This window comes from Peribacillus sp. FSL E2-0159 (assembly GCF_038643155.1).
GTDB lineage: Bacteria > Bacillota > Bacilli > Bacillales > DSM-1321 > Peribacillus > Peribacillus simplex.
Genome location: NZ_CP152053.1, coordinates 4,196,627 through 4,212,606, shown reverse-complemented (window position 1 = coordinate 4,212,606; position 15,980 = coordinate 4,196,627). Strand labels below are relative to the sequence as shown.

17 protein-coding genes and 1 riboswitch are annotated in these 15,980 nt (G+C 41.7%); of the genes, 16 read left to right on the top strand and 1 reads right to left on the bottom strand.

Annotated elements, in window-relative coordinates; translation table 11 throughout:
- Positions 1 to 172: 172 nt before the first annotated feature.
- The 7 genes from NYE63_RS20570 to NYE63_RS20540 all read left to right on the top strand — a co-directional run bounded on the left by NYE63_RS20570 (position 173) and on the right by NYE63_RS20540 (position 7,559).
- Entirely contained in the window at positions 173 to 760 is a 588-nt protein-coding gene (locus NYE63_RS20570) for a TetR/AcrR family transcriptional regulator (RefSeq protein WP_342602496.1), read from the top strand.
- 125 nt (positions 761 to 885) lie between these two features.
- A complete protein-coding gene (locus NYE63_RS20565; protein WP_342602495.1) occupies positions 886 to 1,659 on the top strand; it encodes an enoyl-CoA hydratase in 774 nt (257 codons plus the stop codon).
- Between the two features lie 122 nt (positions 1,660 to 1,781).
- Positions 1,782 to 2,555 (top strand): electron transfer flavoprotein subunit beta/FixA family protein, encoded by a 774-nt coding sequence (locus NYE63_RS20560; RefSeq protein WP_342602494.1) that lies wholly within the window; start codon positions 1,782 to 1,784, stop codon positions 2,553 to 2,555.
- 69 nt (positions 2,556 to 2,624) lie between these two features.
- Complete coding sequence (locus NYE63_RS20555) at positions 2,625 to 3,602, top strand: electron transfer flavoprotein subunit alpha/FixB family protein (RefSeq protein ID WP_342602493.1); 978 nt, start codon at positions 2,625 to 2,627, stop codon at positions 3,600 to 3,602.
- Between the two features lie 203 nt (positions 3,603 to 3,805).
- Positions 3,806 to 4,120, top strand: coding sequence for a thioredoxin (trxA, locus tag NYE63_RS20550; protein WP_034308995.1), 315 nt, complete (start codon positions 3,806 to 3,808; stop codon positions 4,118 to 4,120).
- A 107-nt stretch (positions 4,121 to 4,227) separates the two neighbouring features.
- Positions 4,228 to 6,000 carry an excinuclease ABC subunit UvrC gene (uvrC, locus tag NYE63_RS20545; RefSeq protein ID WP_342602492.1) on the top strand — a complete coding sequence of 591 codons (1,773 nt, stop codon included), beginning with the start codon at positions 4,228 to 4,230 and terminating at the stop codon, positions 5,998 to 6,000.
- Between the two features lie 61 nt (positions 6,001 to 6,061).
- Positions 6,062 to 6,238: riboswitch (Lysine riboswitch) on the top strand.
- 88 nt (positions 6,239 to 6,326) lie between these two features.
- Entirely contained in the window at positions 6,327 to 7,559 is a 1,233-nt protein-coding gene (locus tag NYE63_RS20540) for an aspartate kinase (protein WP_342602491.1), read from the top strand.
- Positions 7,560 to 7,622: 63 nt separating this feature from the next.
- Here NYE63_RS20540 and NYE63_RS20535 read toward each other — a convergent pair whose 3' ends face one another.
- On the bottom strand, positions 7,623 to 8,093 hold the full coding sequence (locus NYE63_RS20535) for a YslB family protein (protein ID WP_342602490.1): 471 nt from the start codon (positions 8,091 to 8,093) through the stop codon (positions 7,623 to 7,625).
- Between the two features lie 383 nt (positions 8,094 to 8,476).
- Between NYE63_RS20535 and NYE63_RS20530 the strand changes: the two genes are divergently transcribed.
- From NYE63_RS20530 to NYE63_RS20490, 9 genes are all read left to right on the top strand, one after another.
- Positions 8,477 to 9,085 carry a succinate dehydrogenase cytochrome b558 subunit gene (locus NYE63_RS20530; protein ID WP_283897758.1) on the top strand — a complete coding sequence of 203 codons (609 nt, stop codon included), beginning with the start codon at positions 8,477 to 8,479 and terminating at the stop codon, positions 9,083 to 9,085.
- Between the two features lie 70 nt (positions 9,086 to 9,155).
- Positions 9,156 to 10,907, top strand: coding sequence for a succinate dehydrogenase flavoprotein subunit (gene sdhA / locus NYE63_RS20525; RefSeq protein WP_342605832.1), 1,752 nt, complete (start codon positions 9,156 to 9,158; stop codon positions 10,905 to 10,907).
- Positions 10,908 to 10,924: 17 nt separating this feature from the next.
- Complete coding sequence (gene sdhB / locus NYE63_RS20520) at positions 10,925 to 11,698, top strand: succinate dehydrogenase iron-sulfur subunit (RefSeq protein ID WP_048689018.1); 774 nt, start codon at positions 10,925 to 10,927, stop codon at positions 11,696 to 11,698.
- A 262-nt stretch (positions 11,699 to 11,960) separates the two neighbouring features.
- Entirely contained in the window at positions 11,961 to 12,425 is a 465-nt protein-coding gene (locus NYE63_RS20515) for a thioesterase family protein (RefSeq protein ID WP_342602489.1), read from the top strand.
- Between the two features lie 122 nt (positions 12,426 to 12,547).
- Positions 12,548 to 12,772, top strand: coding sequence for a response regulator transcription factor (locus tag NYE63_RS20510; protein ID WP_028392149.1), 225 nt, complete (start codon positions 12,548 to 12,550; stop codon positions 12,770 to 12,772).
- A gap of 222 nt (positions 12,773 to 12,994) precedes the next feature.
- Positions 12,995 to 13,438 (top strand): MarR family transcriptional regulator, encoded by a 444-nt coding sequence (locus NYE63_RS20505; protein WP_063232783.1) that lies wholly within the window; start codon positions 12,995 to 12,997, stop codon positions 13,436 to 13,438.
- 10 nt (positions 13,439 to 13,448) lie between these two features.
- Positions 13,449 to 14,252 (top strand): glutamate racemase, encoded by an 804-nt coding sequence (gene racE / locus NYE63_RS20500; RefSeq protein ID WP_063232784.1) that lies wholly within the window; start codon positions 13,449 to 13,451, stop codon positions 14,250 to 14,252.
- A gap of 282 nt (positions 14,253 to 14,534) precedes the next feature.
- Positions 14,535 to 14,684, top strand: a complete 150-nt coding sequence (locus tag NYE63_RS20495) for a hypothetical protein (protein ID WP_342602488.1) — start codon at positions 14,535 to 14,537, stop codon at positions 14,682 to 14,684.
- A gap of 101 nt (positions 14,685 to 14,785) precedes the next feature.
- Positions 14,786 to 15,865 carry a GerMN domain-containing protein gene (locus NYE63_RS20490; protein WP_342602487.1) on the top strand — a complete coding sequence of 360 codons (1,080 nt, stop codon included), beginning with the start codon at positions 14,786 to 14,788 and terminating at the stop codon, positions 15,863 to 15,865.
- Positions 15,866 to 15,980 lie beyond the last annotated feature (115 nt).

Below are 15,980 nucleotides of genomic sequence, written 5' to 3'. Positions count from 1 at the left end.
CGGAAGAGAGCTCCGTGTTTTGCAGAACGACTGGACAACCTATGGATGGGGGCTGTACAATGAACACTAGCGGAATGTCACTCTTAGAAGTTTTTGCTTGACAGTAAAGGGTCGTCATTTTATGATAGAAATATGAATGATGGTTCATTCATTTTCTGAAAGGGGACATCCAGTGAAAAGCAACAGACCTAAGTATAATCAAATTATTGATGCGGCAGTTATCGTCATTGCCCAAAATGGTTACTATCAAGCCCAAGTATCCAAAATCGCCAAGCAGGCAGGCGTAGCGGATGGCACCATATATCTTTATTTTAAAAATAAAGAAGATATCTTAATATCATTATTCCATGAAAAGATGGGCTATTTTGTGGAACAGATCGAAGAAGAACTAAAAGGAAAGAAAACTGCTTCGGATAAACTTCATGTGCTTATCCAAAAACATTTTCAAAACCTTTCAGAAGACGTGAATTTAGCAATTGTCACTCAGTTGGAATTAAGACAGTCGAATAAAGAATTGCGCCTAAGAATTAATGATGTGTTAAGAGGGTATTTAAATTTAATCGATCAGATCATTATAGAAGGAAAAGAGAACGGCGAATTCCTGCCTGATTTAAATAATTTACTTACCAGGCAGATGATTTTTGGAACGATTGACGAAACAGTGACGACTTGGGTCATGAATGAGCAAAAGTACTCGCTTCCTGACCTTGCACCAGACGTTCACCGCCTTCTAATTGGCGGCTGTGGCCTGAAAAGTTAACGATTTAAATAGAGGATGGCTAGCCATCCTCGAAAGAATCGGTTAATCCTGCTTCCAGCTTTATCAGGAAGTGATACATATTGAATTTTCAAAAAAGTTTGACTAGCATGCCAGGAGGGATTGATATGGAATACCTTAAGCTTTCTGTCGAAAATCATGTGGCTTTTATAACGATTGATCATGCACCTGCAAATGCGCTTTCCTCGGCTATCATCGGAGAGCTGTCACAGGCCTTCGATCAAATTGAGAAAGACGAAGCCGTACGGGTTGTCCTTCTTCATGGTGAAGGAAGATTCTTCTCTGCAGGAGCAGACATTAAAGAATTTACAGAAGTGGAAAACGGGAAAGCTTTCGAGAAGCTGACCAAAAATGGGCAATCTGTATTTGAGAAAATCGAATCCTTTCCAAAACCGGTTATTGCAGCCATCCATGGAGCGGCGCTTGGCGGAGGATTGGAGCTGGCTATGGCCTGTCACATCCGTTTGGTAACCGAAAGGGCTAAACTAGGTTTGCCTGAGCTGCAGTTGGGCTTAATTCCTGGGTTTGCTGGGACCCAACGTCTTCCTCGTTATGTGGGCATGGCAAAGGCAGCTGAAATGCTGTTTACAAGTGAACCTATTTCAGGAACCCAAGCTGTGCAATGCGGATTGGCGAATCATGCCTTCACGGATGAAGAACTGATTCCTAAAGCGAAGGAACTAGCCAATAAAATTGCCAAGAAAAGCCCACTGGCTTTAAAGTCGGCCATTGAGTTATTAAATTATTCCAAGCATGATTCCTACCATAAAGGTGTGGAAAGGGAAGCAGCCCTCTTTGGCCAAGCTTTCGATACTGCTGATGCACAAGAAGGAATCGCCGCTTTCATTGAAAAAAGGGAAGCTGTATTCAAAGGGAAATGACGATACGGTATAAATAACTATTTTTATATATCATGCAGGATTTTGATGAAACATGAAGAACAATACTATATATCAATAAAATTCATAATCTTCAAAACTCAAATTATTCGGGAGGTATTATCGTGAACATTTATGTACTGCTGAAAAGAACATTTGATACAGAAGAAAAAATTACACTATCCAACGGGAAAATTAATGAGGATGGAGCAGAATTCATCATTAATCCATACGATGAGTATGCAGTTGAAGAAGCAATCCAGGTGCGTGATGCACAAGGCGGCGAAGTAACGGTTATTTCTGTCGGAACCGAAGAGGCTGAAAAGCAATTACGCACAGCGCTGGCAATGGGTGCTGACAAAGCGGTATTGATAAATATAGAAGACGACATAGAAAATGGCGACCAATTCACGACTGCCAAAATTATAGGCGAATACTTAAAAGGTAAAAATGCCGATTTAATCATTGCAGGGAACGTTGCAATCGATGGCGGTTCTGGTCAAGTGGGACCACGCGTTGCCGAAATTTTAGAAATTCCTTATATTACAACCATTACTAAACTGGACATCGAAAATGGAAATGTAAGCGTTATCCGTGATGTCGAAGGGGATTCTGAAACGATTGAAGCATCCCTTCCATTGTTGGTGACAGCTCAACAAGGGCTAAATGAGCCACGTTATCCTTCATTGCCAGGAATCATGAAAGCGAAGAAAAAACCGCTTGAAGAATTGGAATTGGATGACCTGGATTTGGAAGAAGAAGACGTTGAAGCAAAAACAAAAACGATTGAAATATACCTTCCTGCTAAAAAAGAAGCTGGAAAAGTATTGGACGGCGAAATCGGTGATCAAGTTAGCGAACTTGTTCAATTATTACGCAGTGAAGCAAAAGTGATTTAATCGAAACGGCACTTTTCAAAACAACAAAACACGACAAAATGAAAAATAGAGCACAGGAGGTTTTTATAAATGGCTAGAAAGTTTCTTGTATTGGGCGAAGTTCGTGACGGTTCACTAAGAAATGTATCATTTGAAGCTATCGGTGCGGCTAAACTTGCTGCAGATGGCGGGGAAATCGTAGGTGTTTTAGTTGGTGACAGTGTTCAAAATTTTGGGAATGAATTGATCCAGTATGGCGCAGACCGGGTTGTTGCAGTCGAAAATGATCAATTGAAACAATATACTTCAGATGGATATGCGCAAAGCTTGCTTGCCGTCATCGAGCAGGAAAAGCCAGAAGGGATTTTCTTTGGACATACGGCCCTAGGAAAAGACCTTGCACCTAAATTGGCTGGAAAGCTTGAATCAGGTTTGATTTCCGACGTTACATCCATTGAAGAAGAAGGCGGAAATATCGTTTTCACCCGCCCGATATATTCCGGTAAAGCATTTGAAAAGAAAATTGTTACAGAAGGCGTGATATTCGCGACAATCCGTCCGAACAATATTGAACCATTAGCAAAAGATGAGTCCCGCTCTGGTGATGTTTCTACATTAAGTGTGGATATTAAGGATTTACGCACAATCATTAAAGATGTTGTTAGAAAAGCTAGTGAAGGGGTCGACCTTTCAGAAGCGAAAGTAGTCATCGCAGGTGGCCGCGGCGTGAAAAGTGAAGATGGTTTTGAACCATTAAAGGAACTGGCACAAGTTCTTGGCGGTGCGGTAGGAGCTTCCCGCGGAGCATGTGATGCAGACTATTGCGATTACTCTTTGCAAATCGGGCAAACGGGTAAAGTCGTAACACCTGACCTTTATATCGCCTGCGGAATTTCCGGTGCGATCCAGCATTTAGCGGGGATGTCCAACTCAAAGGTCATCGTTGCCATCAACAAAGACCCGGAAGCTAACATATTCAATGTGGCTGATTATGGAATCGTCGGAGACCTTTTCGAAGTCGTTCCATTACTTACGGAAGAATTCAAAAAACTTAAAGTTAACGCGTAAGAGAAATAATACAGATGAGGGCAAGACATGCGGCATAAGCCGTTACATGTCTTGCCCCTTTCTTTGGGCGAGGCAAGGGTTTTGGCCTGCATGTTAATTCTTTTTTTGGACATCCTACCACTGAAGCAAAATATTAGCATCGATTCTAACAACAATGATATACTGTCTTTAGTTATTTGAGTAAATTTGAGGAGGAATTATATATGGCTATTGTAAATGCAACTGACCAAACTTTCACAACAGATACTAGCGAAGGTGTCGTTCTTGTAGATTTTTGGGCTCCATGGTGTGGACCTTGTAAAATGATCGCTCCTGTTCTTCAAGAGCTTGATACTGAAATTGGCGATACAGCAAAAATCGTAAAAGTGGATGTAGATGAAAACCAAGAAACAGCTGGAAAATTCGGTGTGATGAGCATCCCGACATTAATCGTCCTTAAAGACGGTGAAGTGGTTGACAAGGTTGTTGGTTTCCAACCTAAAGAAGCACTTGCTGAACTTATTGCAAAACACGCGTAATAAATAGTAAGTTAGCTAAAAAAAGCTTCAAGTCTGCGGACTTGAAGCTTTTTTCGCTATCTTGATATATAATGATTGTAAAAATGGGAGAACAGGAGGCTGAATGCATGAATCAACAAATAAAGAATAAACTTGCCCTTCTTCCCGATCAACCTGGTTGCTATTTAATGAAAGATCGTCAGGGAACGATCATATATGTAGGCAAAGCGAAGGTGTTGAAAAATCGTGTCCGTTCTTATTTTACGGGATCCCATGATGGAAAAACATTTCGGCTCGTGAATGAGATTGAGGATTTCGAATACATCGTCACCTCTTCCAATATCGAGGCTCTTATTTTAGAGTTGAACTTAATCAAAAAACATGACCCAAAATATAATGTCATGCTAAAGGATGATAAGACGTATCCTTTCATCAAGCTGACTGCGGAACGCCACCCACGTTTAATCATTACGCGAAAAGTCAAAAAAGACAAAGGGAAATATTTCGGTCCTTATCCGAATGCTTTTGCAGCTAACGAAACGAAAAAATTGCTCGACCGCATCTATCCCCTAAGAAAATGCAATACTTTACCGGATCGTGTTTGTCTATACTATCACCTTGGCCAGTGCCTGGCCCCATGTGTATATGAAGTAGAGGAACAGGAATATAAAAAAATGGTGGATGATATCAACCGGTTCTTGAACGGCGGGCATACTGAAATAAAAAAAGAACTGACTGAAAAAATGCTGGAGGCATCAGAAGAGCTCGATTTCGAGAGGGCCAAGGAGTTCCGTGACAAGATTGCCCACATCGATATTACGATGGAAAAGCAAAAAATGATGACGACCGATTTCATCGACAGGGATGTATTTGGCTTTGCCTATGATAAAGGCTGGATGTGCGTTCAGGTATTTTTTGTGCGGCAGGGTAAATTAATAGAAAGGGATGTTTCACTTTTTCCGGTCTACGATGAACCCGAACAGGAACTTCTTACATTCCTCGGTCAGTTTTATGAGATTACGAACCACTTTAAACCAAAGGAAATCTTGCTGCCTGAATCAGTGGATGCCGAAATGGCCGAAGGGCTGCTTGGTGTCAAAACGATTCACCCGAAACGGGGAGCGAAAAAAGACATGCTTAAATTGGCGAATAAAAATGCCTCCATCGCCCTTCAGGAAAAATTCTCTTTGATTGAAAGGGATGAAGAAAGAACGATCAATGCGGTGGAAAACCTCGGGAACCAACTGGGTATCTACACCCCGCATCGAATTGAAGCTTTCGATAACTCCAATATCCAGGGAAGTGACCCTGTTTCCGCTTTAGTCGTGTTCATTGATGGGAAGCCGGAAAAAAGGGAGTACCGCAAATATAAGATCAAGACTGTCCAGGGGCCTGATGATTATGAATCGATGCGTGAAGTGGTCAGAAGAAGGTATTCCCGAGTATTGAAAGAAGGACTGCCGCTTCCGGACTTAATCATCATTGATGGCGGAAAGGGACATGTGGAAGCCGTTCGGGATATTCTGGAAAATGAATTGGGCCTTGATATACCACTTTCAGGCCTCATTAAGGATGAAAAGCATAGGACATCGCAATTGATGATCGGAAATCCTCTTGAACTCGTACCTCTTGATTCACGGAGCCAGGAATTTTACCTATTGCAAAGAATTCAGGATGAAGTGCATCGGTTCGCGATAACGTTTCATCGCCAGCTGCGCGGGAAAAATGCGGTTCACTCACAGCTTGATGATATTCCAGGAGTCGGGGAAAAACGAAGGAAGCAATTATTAAGGCATTTTGGATCATTGAAGAAAATCAAAGAGGCAACAGCCGAGGAGATCATGGAAGCTGGCATGCCAAAAGGGGTAGCCGAGGGAATCGTTAGAAAATTACAAGAATAATCTTGCTACCGATAAATCTCTATGCTATGATTAAAAAGAATTTTTAACTAGACAACTTAAAAGTGCTGATAGAGGTGCGGAATTCAAGAGTAAAAACCTGGAGAAGTATGAGCTTCCATGAAAGGTTTTGAAAGGGGATAACGCCGAAGGAAGACAAGACTCATACCTTGTTCTCCTGGTCCGACATTTAATAAATGGCGGATTGTCAGGGTTTATACCCTGGAGAGCTATCTCACTGTGTTTACAGTATTAGATATGTGACCACAGCAATGAGATATTTCTCATTGCTTTTTTTATTGCCTAAAAACTAGAGAGGGTGCATGAGGATGGCATTAATCGTTCAAAAATTCGGCGGAACATCCGTCGGTAGCGTAGAAAAAATCAAAAATGTTGCCAATCGGGTAATCGAGGAAGCGGAGAATGGAAATGAGGTAGTCGTCGTTGTTTCAGCTATGGGGAAAACAACGGATCAATTGGTTTCCATGGCCCGGGATATTTCCGGAACCCCGAGCAAGAGGGAAATGGATATGCTATTGACTACTGGGGAACAGGTAACGATTTCCCTCTTAACGATGGCATTGATTGAAGAAGGATATGAAGCCATTTCGTATACGGGCTGGCAGGCTGGCATGCAAACGGAATCCGTTCATGGGAATGCCCGGATTTTAAACATCGATGCTTCAAGGATCCAAGCTCAGCTTCAGGAGAAGAAAATAGTGGTCGTAGCCGGTTTCCAGGGGAACGATGTAAATGGGGAAATCACTACCTTAGGGCGAGGTGGTTCCGATACGACGGCGGTCGCCATCGCTGCAGCGCTGAATGCGGATAGATGCGATATATATACGGATGTAACGGGTGTTTTCACAACAGACCCACGCTACATAGAAGGCGCGCGAAAACTCCAATCCATTTCTTACGATGAAATGCTGGAACTTGCCAACCTGGGGGCGGGCGTCCTTCATCCAAGGGCAGTCGAATATGCAAAAAATTATCAAATTCCGCTTGAAGTCCGTTCAAGCATGGAGAGAGAATCAGGAACGATCATTGAGGAGGAAGCAACTATGGAAGAAAACTTAATTGTACGAGGCATTGCTTTTGAAGACAGTATTACGAGGGTCACAATATATGGTTTGCCCCAGTCACTTGGTGCACTATCCACAATTTTCACGACACTTGCGAAAAACCGGATTAATGTAGACATCATCATTCAAAGCATGACTGCCGAGGATACGACCAATCTATCTTTTTCCACAAAAAGCGAAGATACAGAAGCGGCCTTGATCGTGCTGGAAAATAATAAAGAACAATTGGGATTCGATCGAGTCGAAACGGAAAGCGGGTTGGCCAAAGTGTCGATCGTCGGTTCTGGTATGGTATCCAACCCAGGAGTGGCTGCCGAGATGTTTGAAGTGATGGCCAATACAGGCATCCAGGTGAAAATGGTCAGCACATCGGAAATTAAAGTTTCGACTGTCGTCAATGAAAAGGAAATGGTGAAGGCGGTTGAATCTCTTCATGAAGCATTTAAACTTGGTCAGCATGCAAATGTGCTAGCTTAAGTGTAAGGAGTCCAATAAAAAACAGACTTCCGGTAAAAAGGGTAAGTCTGTTTTAAGGGCTTATTAGATTGGATCTCTGGGATCCCATTGGATGGTGAATATCACTTTTTTTGCGCGGCGTTTGATTTCTTCCGTTGATTCGCTGAGGAATTTTTTTTGCAGTGTAAACTGCTCGGCAAGGAAACCGGCTTCAAGCTGGAAGTGACAATCAGGGTGTAAATCCAAGCGGCGGCTGATTATTTCACCCGTCAGGGATAATTCCATTTCGTGTTTCGTATACTTCAAGATTTCCAGATTGCCCCATCCCGCGCTTTGGAAAAATTCAATAACTTCCTGATCGCCATTCAGTGGGAATTTTCTTGCTAATTGTTTACCTGCCCAATAGAGGATTTGATTAGAGTCTTTTCCGAGAATATCGTTCAATAGAACTTCTCTGATTAATTCGTACCCGAAAGCTGGAACTTTGAATTCTTCAGTTTGAATTTCTTCAGTATGAATCTCTTCTTCTATCGCAGCAGCAATATTTTTTTTCATAATTTATCGCCTCTTTCTGTAAATCTATTATAAACGTATTTCTTTTGCAAATTATACTGTTTTTTATTTATTTAAATAACAATTGGAAAAAAATGAGAAATTATTCCGGGATATTAATAGATTAATTAGTAATTTCTCCAAAATATATACTTGACAGATAAAAAATAGGCAATTTAATCCAATAAAATCTATTCTGAAAAAGAGATTTCTTGTATCCGTTTTCTTGACGCACATAGAAGTCAGGAGTAAAATGGACATGTCACATAATTGTAAAGGGAGTATAGAGGAGTTTTTTGACTCTATACTATATTTTCACGCGGAGATAAAAGGTAGCCACCAGATTATCTTTGCATGATTTTTCACAAATTAAGGGGGGGCACTTAGTGGCAAAGAATCGTGAGTTTGGGAATCGCAGGCTTCATTCACTTCTAGGAGTAATTCCAATTGGTCTATTCCTAATTTTTCATTTATCGGTAAACTTTATGGCAACAAAAGGAGAAGAGACTTTTAATGGGGCAGTTCATTTGATTGAATTTACGCCCGTAAAGATTTTGGTTGAATGGGTCGTCATCTATCTACCAATCCTTTTCCATGCTGTGTACGGAATTTACATTGCCTTTACAGCAAAAAACAATTTAGGAAGATTTGGATTCTTCCGTAACTGGATGTTCATGCTGCAACGCTTGACTGGAATCATAACTTTGATCTTTCTTGTTTGGCATATTTGGCAAACTAGAGTTCAAGCAGCTCTAGGGGCAACAGTTGATTTCGATATGATGGCGGAAATTTTCTCTAATCCATTCATGATTGGATTCTATATTGTCGGTATTATCTCAGCAATTTTCCACTTTGCTAATGGATTATGGTCATTTGCAGTGAGCTGGGGTCTGACAGTTTCACCAAGATCGCAAAGAATCATGACTTACTTTACATTGATCGTTTTCGTTCTTCTTTCTTATATCGGAGTTAGCGCAATTTTCGCTTTCGTATAAGAAGATAGAGTTCATTTATAAGTATTAGGAAAAACATAGCTTGGCTAATGGAAATAAGGGAGTGACAGAATTGGGTAAAGGTAAAATAGTTATCGTTGGTGGAGGTCTAGCTGGATTAATGGCTACGATCAAAGCAGCAGAGCTGGGACAACAGGTTGATTTATTTTCTTTAGTGCCTGTTAAACGCTCTCACTCAGTTTGTGCCCAAGGCGGAATCAACGGGGCAGTAAATACAAAAGGTGAAGGGGATTCTCCATACATCCACTTCGACGATACAGTTTATGGCGGAGATTTCTTGGCTAACCAACCGCCGGTTAAAGCGATGTGCGAAGCAGCACCATCGATCATCCACATGTTTGACCGTATGGGTGTTATGTTCAACCGTACTCCGGAAGGTCTTCTTGATTTCCGTCGTTTCGGTGGTACTCAACATAGCCGTACAGCATTCGCTGGTGCAACAACTGGTCAGCAATTACTTTACGCATTGGACGAGCAGGTTCGCCGTTATGAAGTTGAAGGCCTTGTAACGAAATATGAAGGCTGGGAATTCCTTGGAGCTGTTATCGATGATGAGCAAACAGCACGCGGTATCGTAGCTCAAAACCTGACTACAATGGAAATCAAATCATTCCCTGGCGACGCAGTCATCATGGCGAGCGGCGGCCCTGGAATCATTTTCGGTAAATCGACTAACTCAATGATCAATACAGGATCAGCAGCATCCATCGTTTATCAACAAGGTGTAAATTATGCAAATGGTGAGTTCATTCAAATTCACCCGACAGCAATCCCTGGAGATGACAAACTTCGTCTAATGAGTGAATCCGCTCGTGGTGAAGGTGGACGTATCTGGACATATAAAGACGGAAAACCTTGGTATTTCCTTGAAGAAAAATACCCTGCTTATGGTAATCTAGTACCTCGTGATATCGCGACTCGTGAAATCTTCGACGTATGCATGAACATGAAGCTTGGCATTAATGGAGAAAACATGGTTTACCTGGATCTATCACATAAAGATCCTAAATTACTTGATATAAAACTTGGCGGAATCATTGAAATTTACGAGAAATTCATGGGTGAAGATCCTCGTAAAGTTCCAATGAAAATTTTCCCTGCCGTTCACTATTCTATGGGCGGACTTTGGGTGGATTATGACCAAATGACTAACATCAAAGGTTTATTCGCTGCAGGTGAGTGTGACTACTCTCAACATGGCGGTAACCGACTTGGTGCGAACTCACTTCTTTCTGCAATCTATGGCGGTTCAGTAGCTGGACCGAATGCCGTTAAATATATTGAAGGCCTTGATAAAACTTCAGAATCCATTCCATCTTCATTGTATGAAGGGTACGAGAAACAAGAACAGGAAAAATGGAATGAAGTTATGTCTCTTGATGGTAACGAAAATGCGTACGTCCTTCACAAGGAACTTGGTGAGTGGATGACACAGCATGTTACTGTAGTTCGTTACAATGACAAGCTGAAAGAAACGGATAACAAGATTCTTGAACTGATGGAACGTTACAAGAAAATTAACATCAATGACACGGCAAAATGGAGTAACCAAGGAGCGGCATTCACTAGACAGCTGCAAAACATGATGCAATTGGCTCGTGTAATCACAATTGGTGCGTTAAACCGTGACGAAAGCCGTGGAGCGCATTACAAACCTGATTTCCCAGAACGTAATGATGAGGAATTCATGAAAACTACTATGGCAACATTCAAAGGCATGGATAAAGCACCTGAATTCCATTATGAAGATATTGATGTATCACTGATCGCACCGCGTAAACGTGACTACACTACGAAACACTAAAGAGGGGGAGCAAAAAAATGGTTGAAACTAAATCTGAGACTAAAACAGTCCGTTTTATAATCACTCGTCAAGATACACCGGATTCAGCTCCTTATGATGAGGAATTCGAATTAGCGTACCGTCCGAATATGAACGTTATTTCCGCTCTAATGGAAATTCGTCGTAATCCAGTAACTGTACAAGGCAAGCACACTACAGCAATCGCATGGGACATGAACTGTCTTGAAGAGGTATGTGGTGCTTGTTCAATGGTTATCAATGGTAAACCAAGACAATCATGTACAGCTCTTATCGATCAGTTGGAGCAGCCGGTTCGTCTAGCTCCAATGCGTACATTCCCTGTAGTTCGTGACCTACAAGTCGATCGTAGCCGTATGTTCGACTCCTTGAAAAAGGTAAAAGCATGGATTCCAATCGATGGAACGTACAATCTTGGACCAGGACCGCGTATGCCAGAAAAGAAACGTCAATGGGCTTATGAGTTATCTAAATGTATGACTTGCGGTGTTTGTTTGGAAGCTTGTCCGAACGTAAACAGCAATTCAGACTTCATGGGGCCACAGCCATTATCACAAGTTCGTTTATTCAATGCACATCCAACGGGTGCAATGAACAAAGCTGAACGTTTAAATACGATCATGGGTGATGGAGGACTTGCAAACTGCGGTAACTCACAAAACTGTGTGCAGTCTTGCCCTAAAGGCATTCCATTAACGACTTCGATTGCAGCGTTGAACCGTGATACTACGATCCAACAATTCCGTAACTTCTTCGGCAGCGACGAAGTTTAATAATGAACATGAAAGAACCTGTATCTTATGATATGGGTTCTTTTTTTCTCATTGTTTTACATACGCAGACTTGGTTGGGAATCGATGATAACTAGGAGCAAAGTGTAAATGACTTACGGCACCCAGCAACGGCTGGAGGATTAGATTAATAAAGTGAGCAATAAGCAAATTAACCTGCTTCCAATAGAAAATCCTTTTCATTATCGTTGTTTTCTTATAAAATGAGTGAATAGTCATTCAATTCAGAAAGGGTGTGCACAAGTTGGGCAGAATATCATATATCGATAATATAACGGAGTGGATCAATGATTTTTCTTTTAAACATGAGATTAAGGTCCGCTTTTCAGAAACTGATATGTTTGGGCACTTGAATAACACGATTCCTTTTACTTATTTTGAGGAAGCTCGGATTGAGTATTTCAACAGTATGGGGTTTATGAAGGATTGGACCTCGGCTGAATGCGGTGAGATGCCGGTTGTTGCCAATTTACAGTGTGATTACCTGAAGCAGGTGTTTTTCAATGATATATTGACGATCCATGTGAAAGCTGACCATATCGGGAATTCTTCAGTGGACTTACATTATATGGGGACCAAACAAGATGGTTCACTTTGTTTAACGGGCAGGGGGACGATTGTACAAGTCTCCAAAGCCACCGGCAAGCCGATCCCTTGGACGGAAGAGATGAAGCGATCGATGTGGCATACTGAGCTGGAACATACCTAAAAATATTTCCATTTAGACAAGTAAAAGAGTCACTCCATTGCCCCAGCCGACATACTATATCTTGACTAAATAGACACCCACTCCGGGTTTTATGCTGGTGAAGGCAAGGAGGGTAACATTACTTGAAGGAGAACGAATTCACTCATAAGCCACTACTCACCAAAAGAGAAAAAGAAGTATTTGAGTTACTAGTACAAGACAAAACAACAAAAGAAATCGCAGGTGAATTGTTTATAAGCGAAAAAACAGTTCGAAACCATATTTCGAATGCGATGCAGAAGCTTGGAGTTAAAGGACGTTCGCAGGCAGTCATAGAACTCCTTCGTATGGGAGAACTTAAGCTTTAATGTGTTAACTCTTAATACGTAAGCCTTATAAATAATTTCTCTCCCGTTCATTGGCAGCATATAAGGAAGGGCAAAACAATTTGGTTGTTTTGACTTCTTTGGATGCTGCTTATTTTTATGTGGATGATTTCAATATGATTCCAGACAATCATTCTTGAAAATCATTTCACTTTCATCCAAAATGGTAGTATGATAAGTTTCATGAAGTGGGGAGCTGTGTGTATGGATGAAGAGAAGCAGACGGCATATGTAGCCGATATCGAAAGGGAATTGCGCTATGTATCGACATGGCTTAAGCAAAGGGGAAGAGAAATTCTCCATGATTATAAAATTACCATTCCTCAATTCGTGGCTTTGCAATGGCTTTTTGAATCGGGCGACATGACGATTGGCGAATTGTCCACGAAGATGTTTCTCGCCTTCAGCACAACGACGGATCTGATTGACCGCATGGAGAAACATCAGCTTGTCCAGCGTGTCAGGGATGAAAAGGACCGACGTGTGGTTCGAATTCACCTTCTTGAAGAAGGTGAACGGATTATCGAAGAAGTGATTAATAAACGGCAGCAATACTTGAGTGGCGTGTTAGTCAATTTTAACGAATCTGACATCATGTCCCTCAAAGGGATTCTAGCAAAACTACATCAAGAAATGAAAGAAAAATGAGGCGAGTTTTTTGAAACAACCGATAGGCATCATTGATTCAGGGGTAGGCGGCTTGACAGTAGCTAAAGAAGTCATGCGTCAGCTTCCAAATGAAAATATAATTTACTTAGGTGATACAGCAAGATGCCCTTATGGGCCGAGGACCAAAAAGGATGTTCAAACCTTCACATGGCAAATGACGAGGTTTTTGATGAAGAAGGAAATAAAAATGCTGATCATCGCTTGCAATACAGCGACTGCAGCTGTACTGGATGAAATCAGGGCAACACTTCCGATTCCTGTGTTGGGTGTCATTCATCCAGGGGCAAGGGCGGCATTGAAAGTTTCTGATTCATTGCATATTGGCGTTATTGGTACGGAAGGAACGGTAAAAAGCAAAGCTTATGACGATGCACTTGCCTCCATCAATTCCGATGTGAAGGTAGATAGTTTAGCATGCCCGAAATTTGTCCCTATCGTAGAAAGCGGGGAGTTTCAAGGGGGTATCGTCAATAGGGTCGTGGCACAAACCTTGAACCCGTTGAAGAAAACGAAGATTGATACATTGATCCTTGGCTGTACCCATTATCCACTGCTGGGGCCTGTAATCTCTTCCTATATGGGGGATAAAGTACAAGTCATTTCCTCTGGGGAAGAGACGGCACGTGAGGCAAGTGTCATTTTGGATTACTATAAGTTAATTAATAGAAGCAAGCTCCGTCCAGTTCATCGCTTTTATACGACCGGTTCAAGAGATATGTTTGGTTCCATCGCGTCGAGCTGGCTCGGTATACATGTCAATACCATCGAAACAATTAAAATTGATCACTTATAAGGCTTCCATTTGGAAGTCTTTTTTTTAGGAGGGGAAAATATGAAAAGGCATATTGTTATGTATATAGCTACGCTAGAGAAGATGGAAGCATAGATGGCCTGGAGAGACAGAAGGGGAAGGGGACAATGGATACGGCGATTTCTATAATAGTATCGATATGGTGATTATGGGATATTAGACATATCAACAGATTCATACTTTGGCAGAAGAATTTCCCTATCAAGATAAACATGCCATGTCTTTTCAAGAAGTGCGAAAGGGAAAGACGGATATGTGGGGTTTGTGAACGAAGATGTGGGTGATTTCATGAGGGGAACGCAGGTGGATGAAATGATCCTGTTCATCATTCCGATTATACTGGGGGATGGGATTCGATTGTTCCAATCAGGAAGTCCCGAAATCCCAAAGAAGCTGACAAAGGTGCAGCAGTGAGGGCAAATAGCCCAGATCCATTATCAGATAGAAAAATAATTGGTCTATTTTCTCCTAGGGCTCGTATAAATAGGAGTACAAACTGTCCTAGGAGTGATTTTATGTCCAATAAATCAAAAGTAACAATGGTTGTGACCATTCTGGCATCTTCTTTTTGGCTTTCAGGCTGCGGATTATTTGGCGGTGAAGAGAAAAAGGAAATAGATCCACCAAAGGATGTATCATTAGTCGAGGATGAATCTTCATTAAAAGAAACAGAGACGAATGGTGAAGAAAAGCCAGCGACTGATGGAGAGGAAGGCGCTGTTGAAACGAAAACAGTGAAGACGGAGTTATATTTAATCGATAAAAGCGGATATGTGGTACCACAGACAATGGAACTTCCCAAATCGGAAGCTGTGGCTAAACAGGCCCTTGATTACCTTGTCGATAATGGACCTGTCACGGATAAACTTCCAAATGGGTTCAGAGCCGTCATTCCTGCCGATACCCAAATAAGCGTGAACATTAAAGACGGAGTGGCTGTGGCGGACTTTTCGCCGGAGTTCAAAAACTATCAGAAAGAGGATGAACTTAAAATCCTTCAAGCCATTACATGGACCCTGACACAATTCGACTCTGTCGATAAAATCCAAATGAGAATTAATGGGGAAGATATTTCCGAAATGCCGGTCAATGGCACACCGATAGATGAGAATATCTCAAGGTCGTCAGGAATCAATATCGATACGAGTGACGTGGTCGACATTTCGAATACCAAAGCACTGACCGTTTATTATGTAGGCGGTGACGAGGAGTACACCTATTATGTTCCGGTGACGCGCAGGATCAGCGAAACGGTGTCTGATAATGTAACAGCCGTCATTCAGGAATTAACGAAGAGTCCTTCGGGTTCTAGCCTGCAAACAGGGTTCATGAGTGATGTAGCTTTACTTGACGAGCCTAAAGTGGCAGAAGGTAAGGTCAGCCTCAATTTTAACGAAAATATCCTTGGAAGCTTTAAAGAGAAAAAGGTATCACAGGAAGTCCTTGATGCATTGGTCCTGTCTTTAACGGAACAGAAAGGAATTAAAAGCGTCGAAGTACAAGTGCAGGGCAGCGCCGATGTTCTTAATGAAGAAGGTAAGAAATTATCCGAACCAGTGGTCCGCCCAGAGAAAGTCAACACGGGTAGTTTTTAAGTATATTTAGAAAAAGCACAATGAGGCAGCCAACAGCTGCCTCTTATTTTTTTACCTCCACCCACCATACAATGAATCAAAAAACTAATACCCCCGCCAAGCAATTTCTCGTATC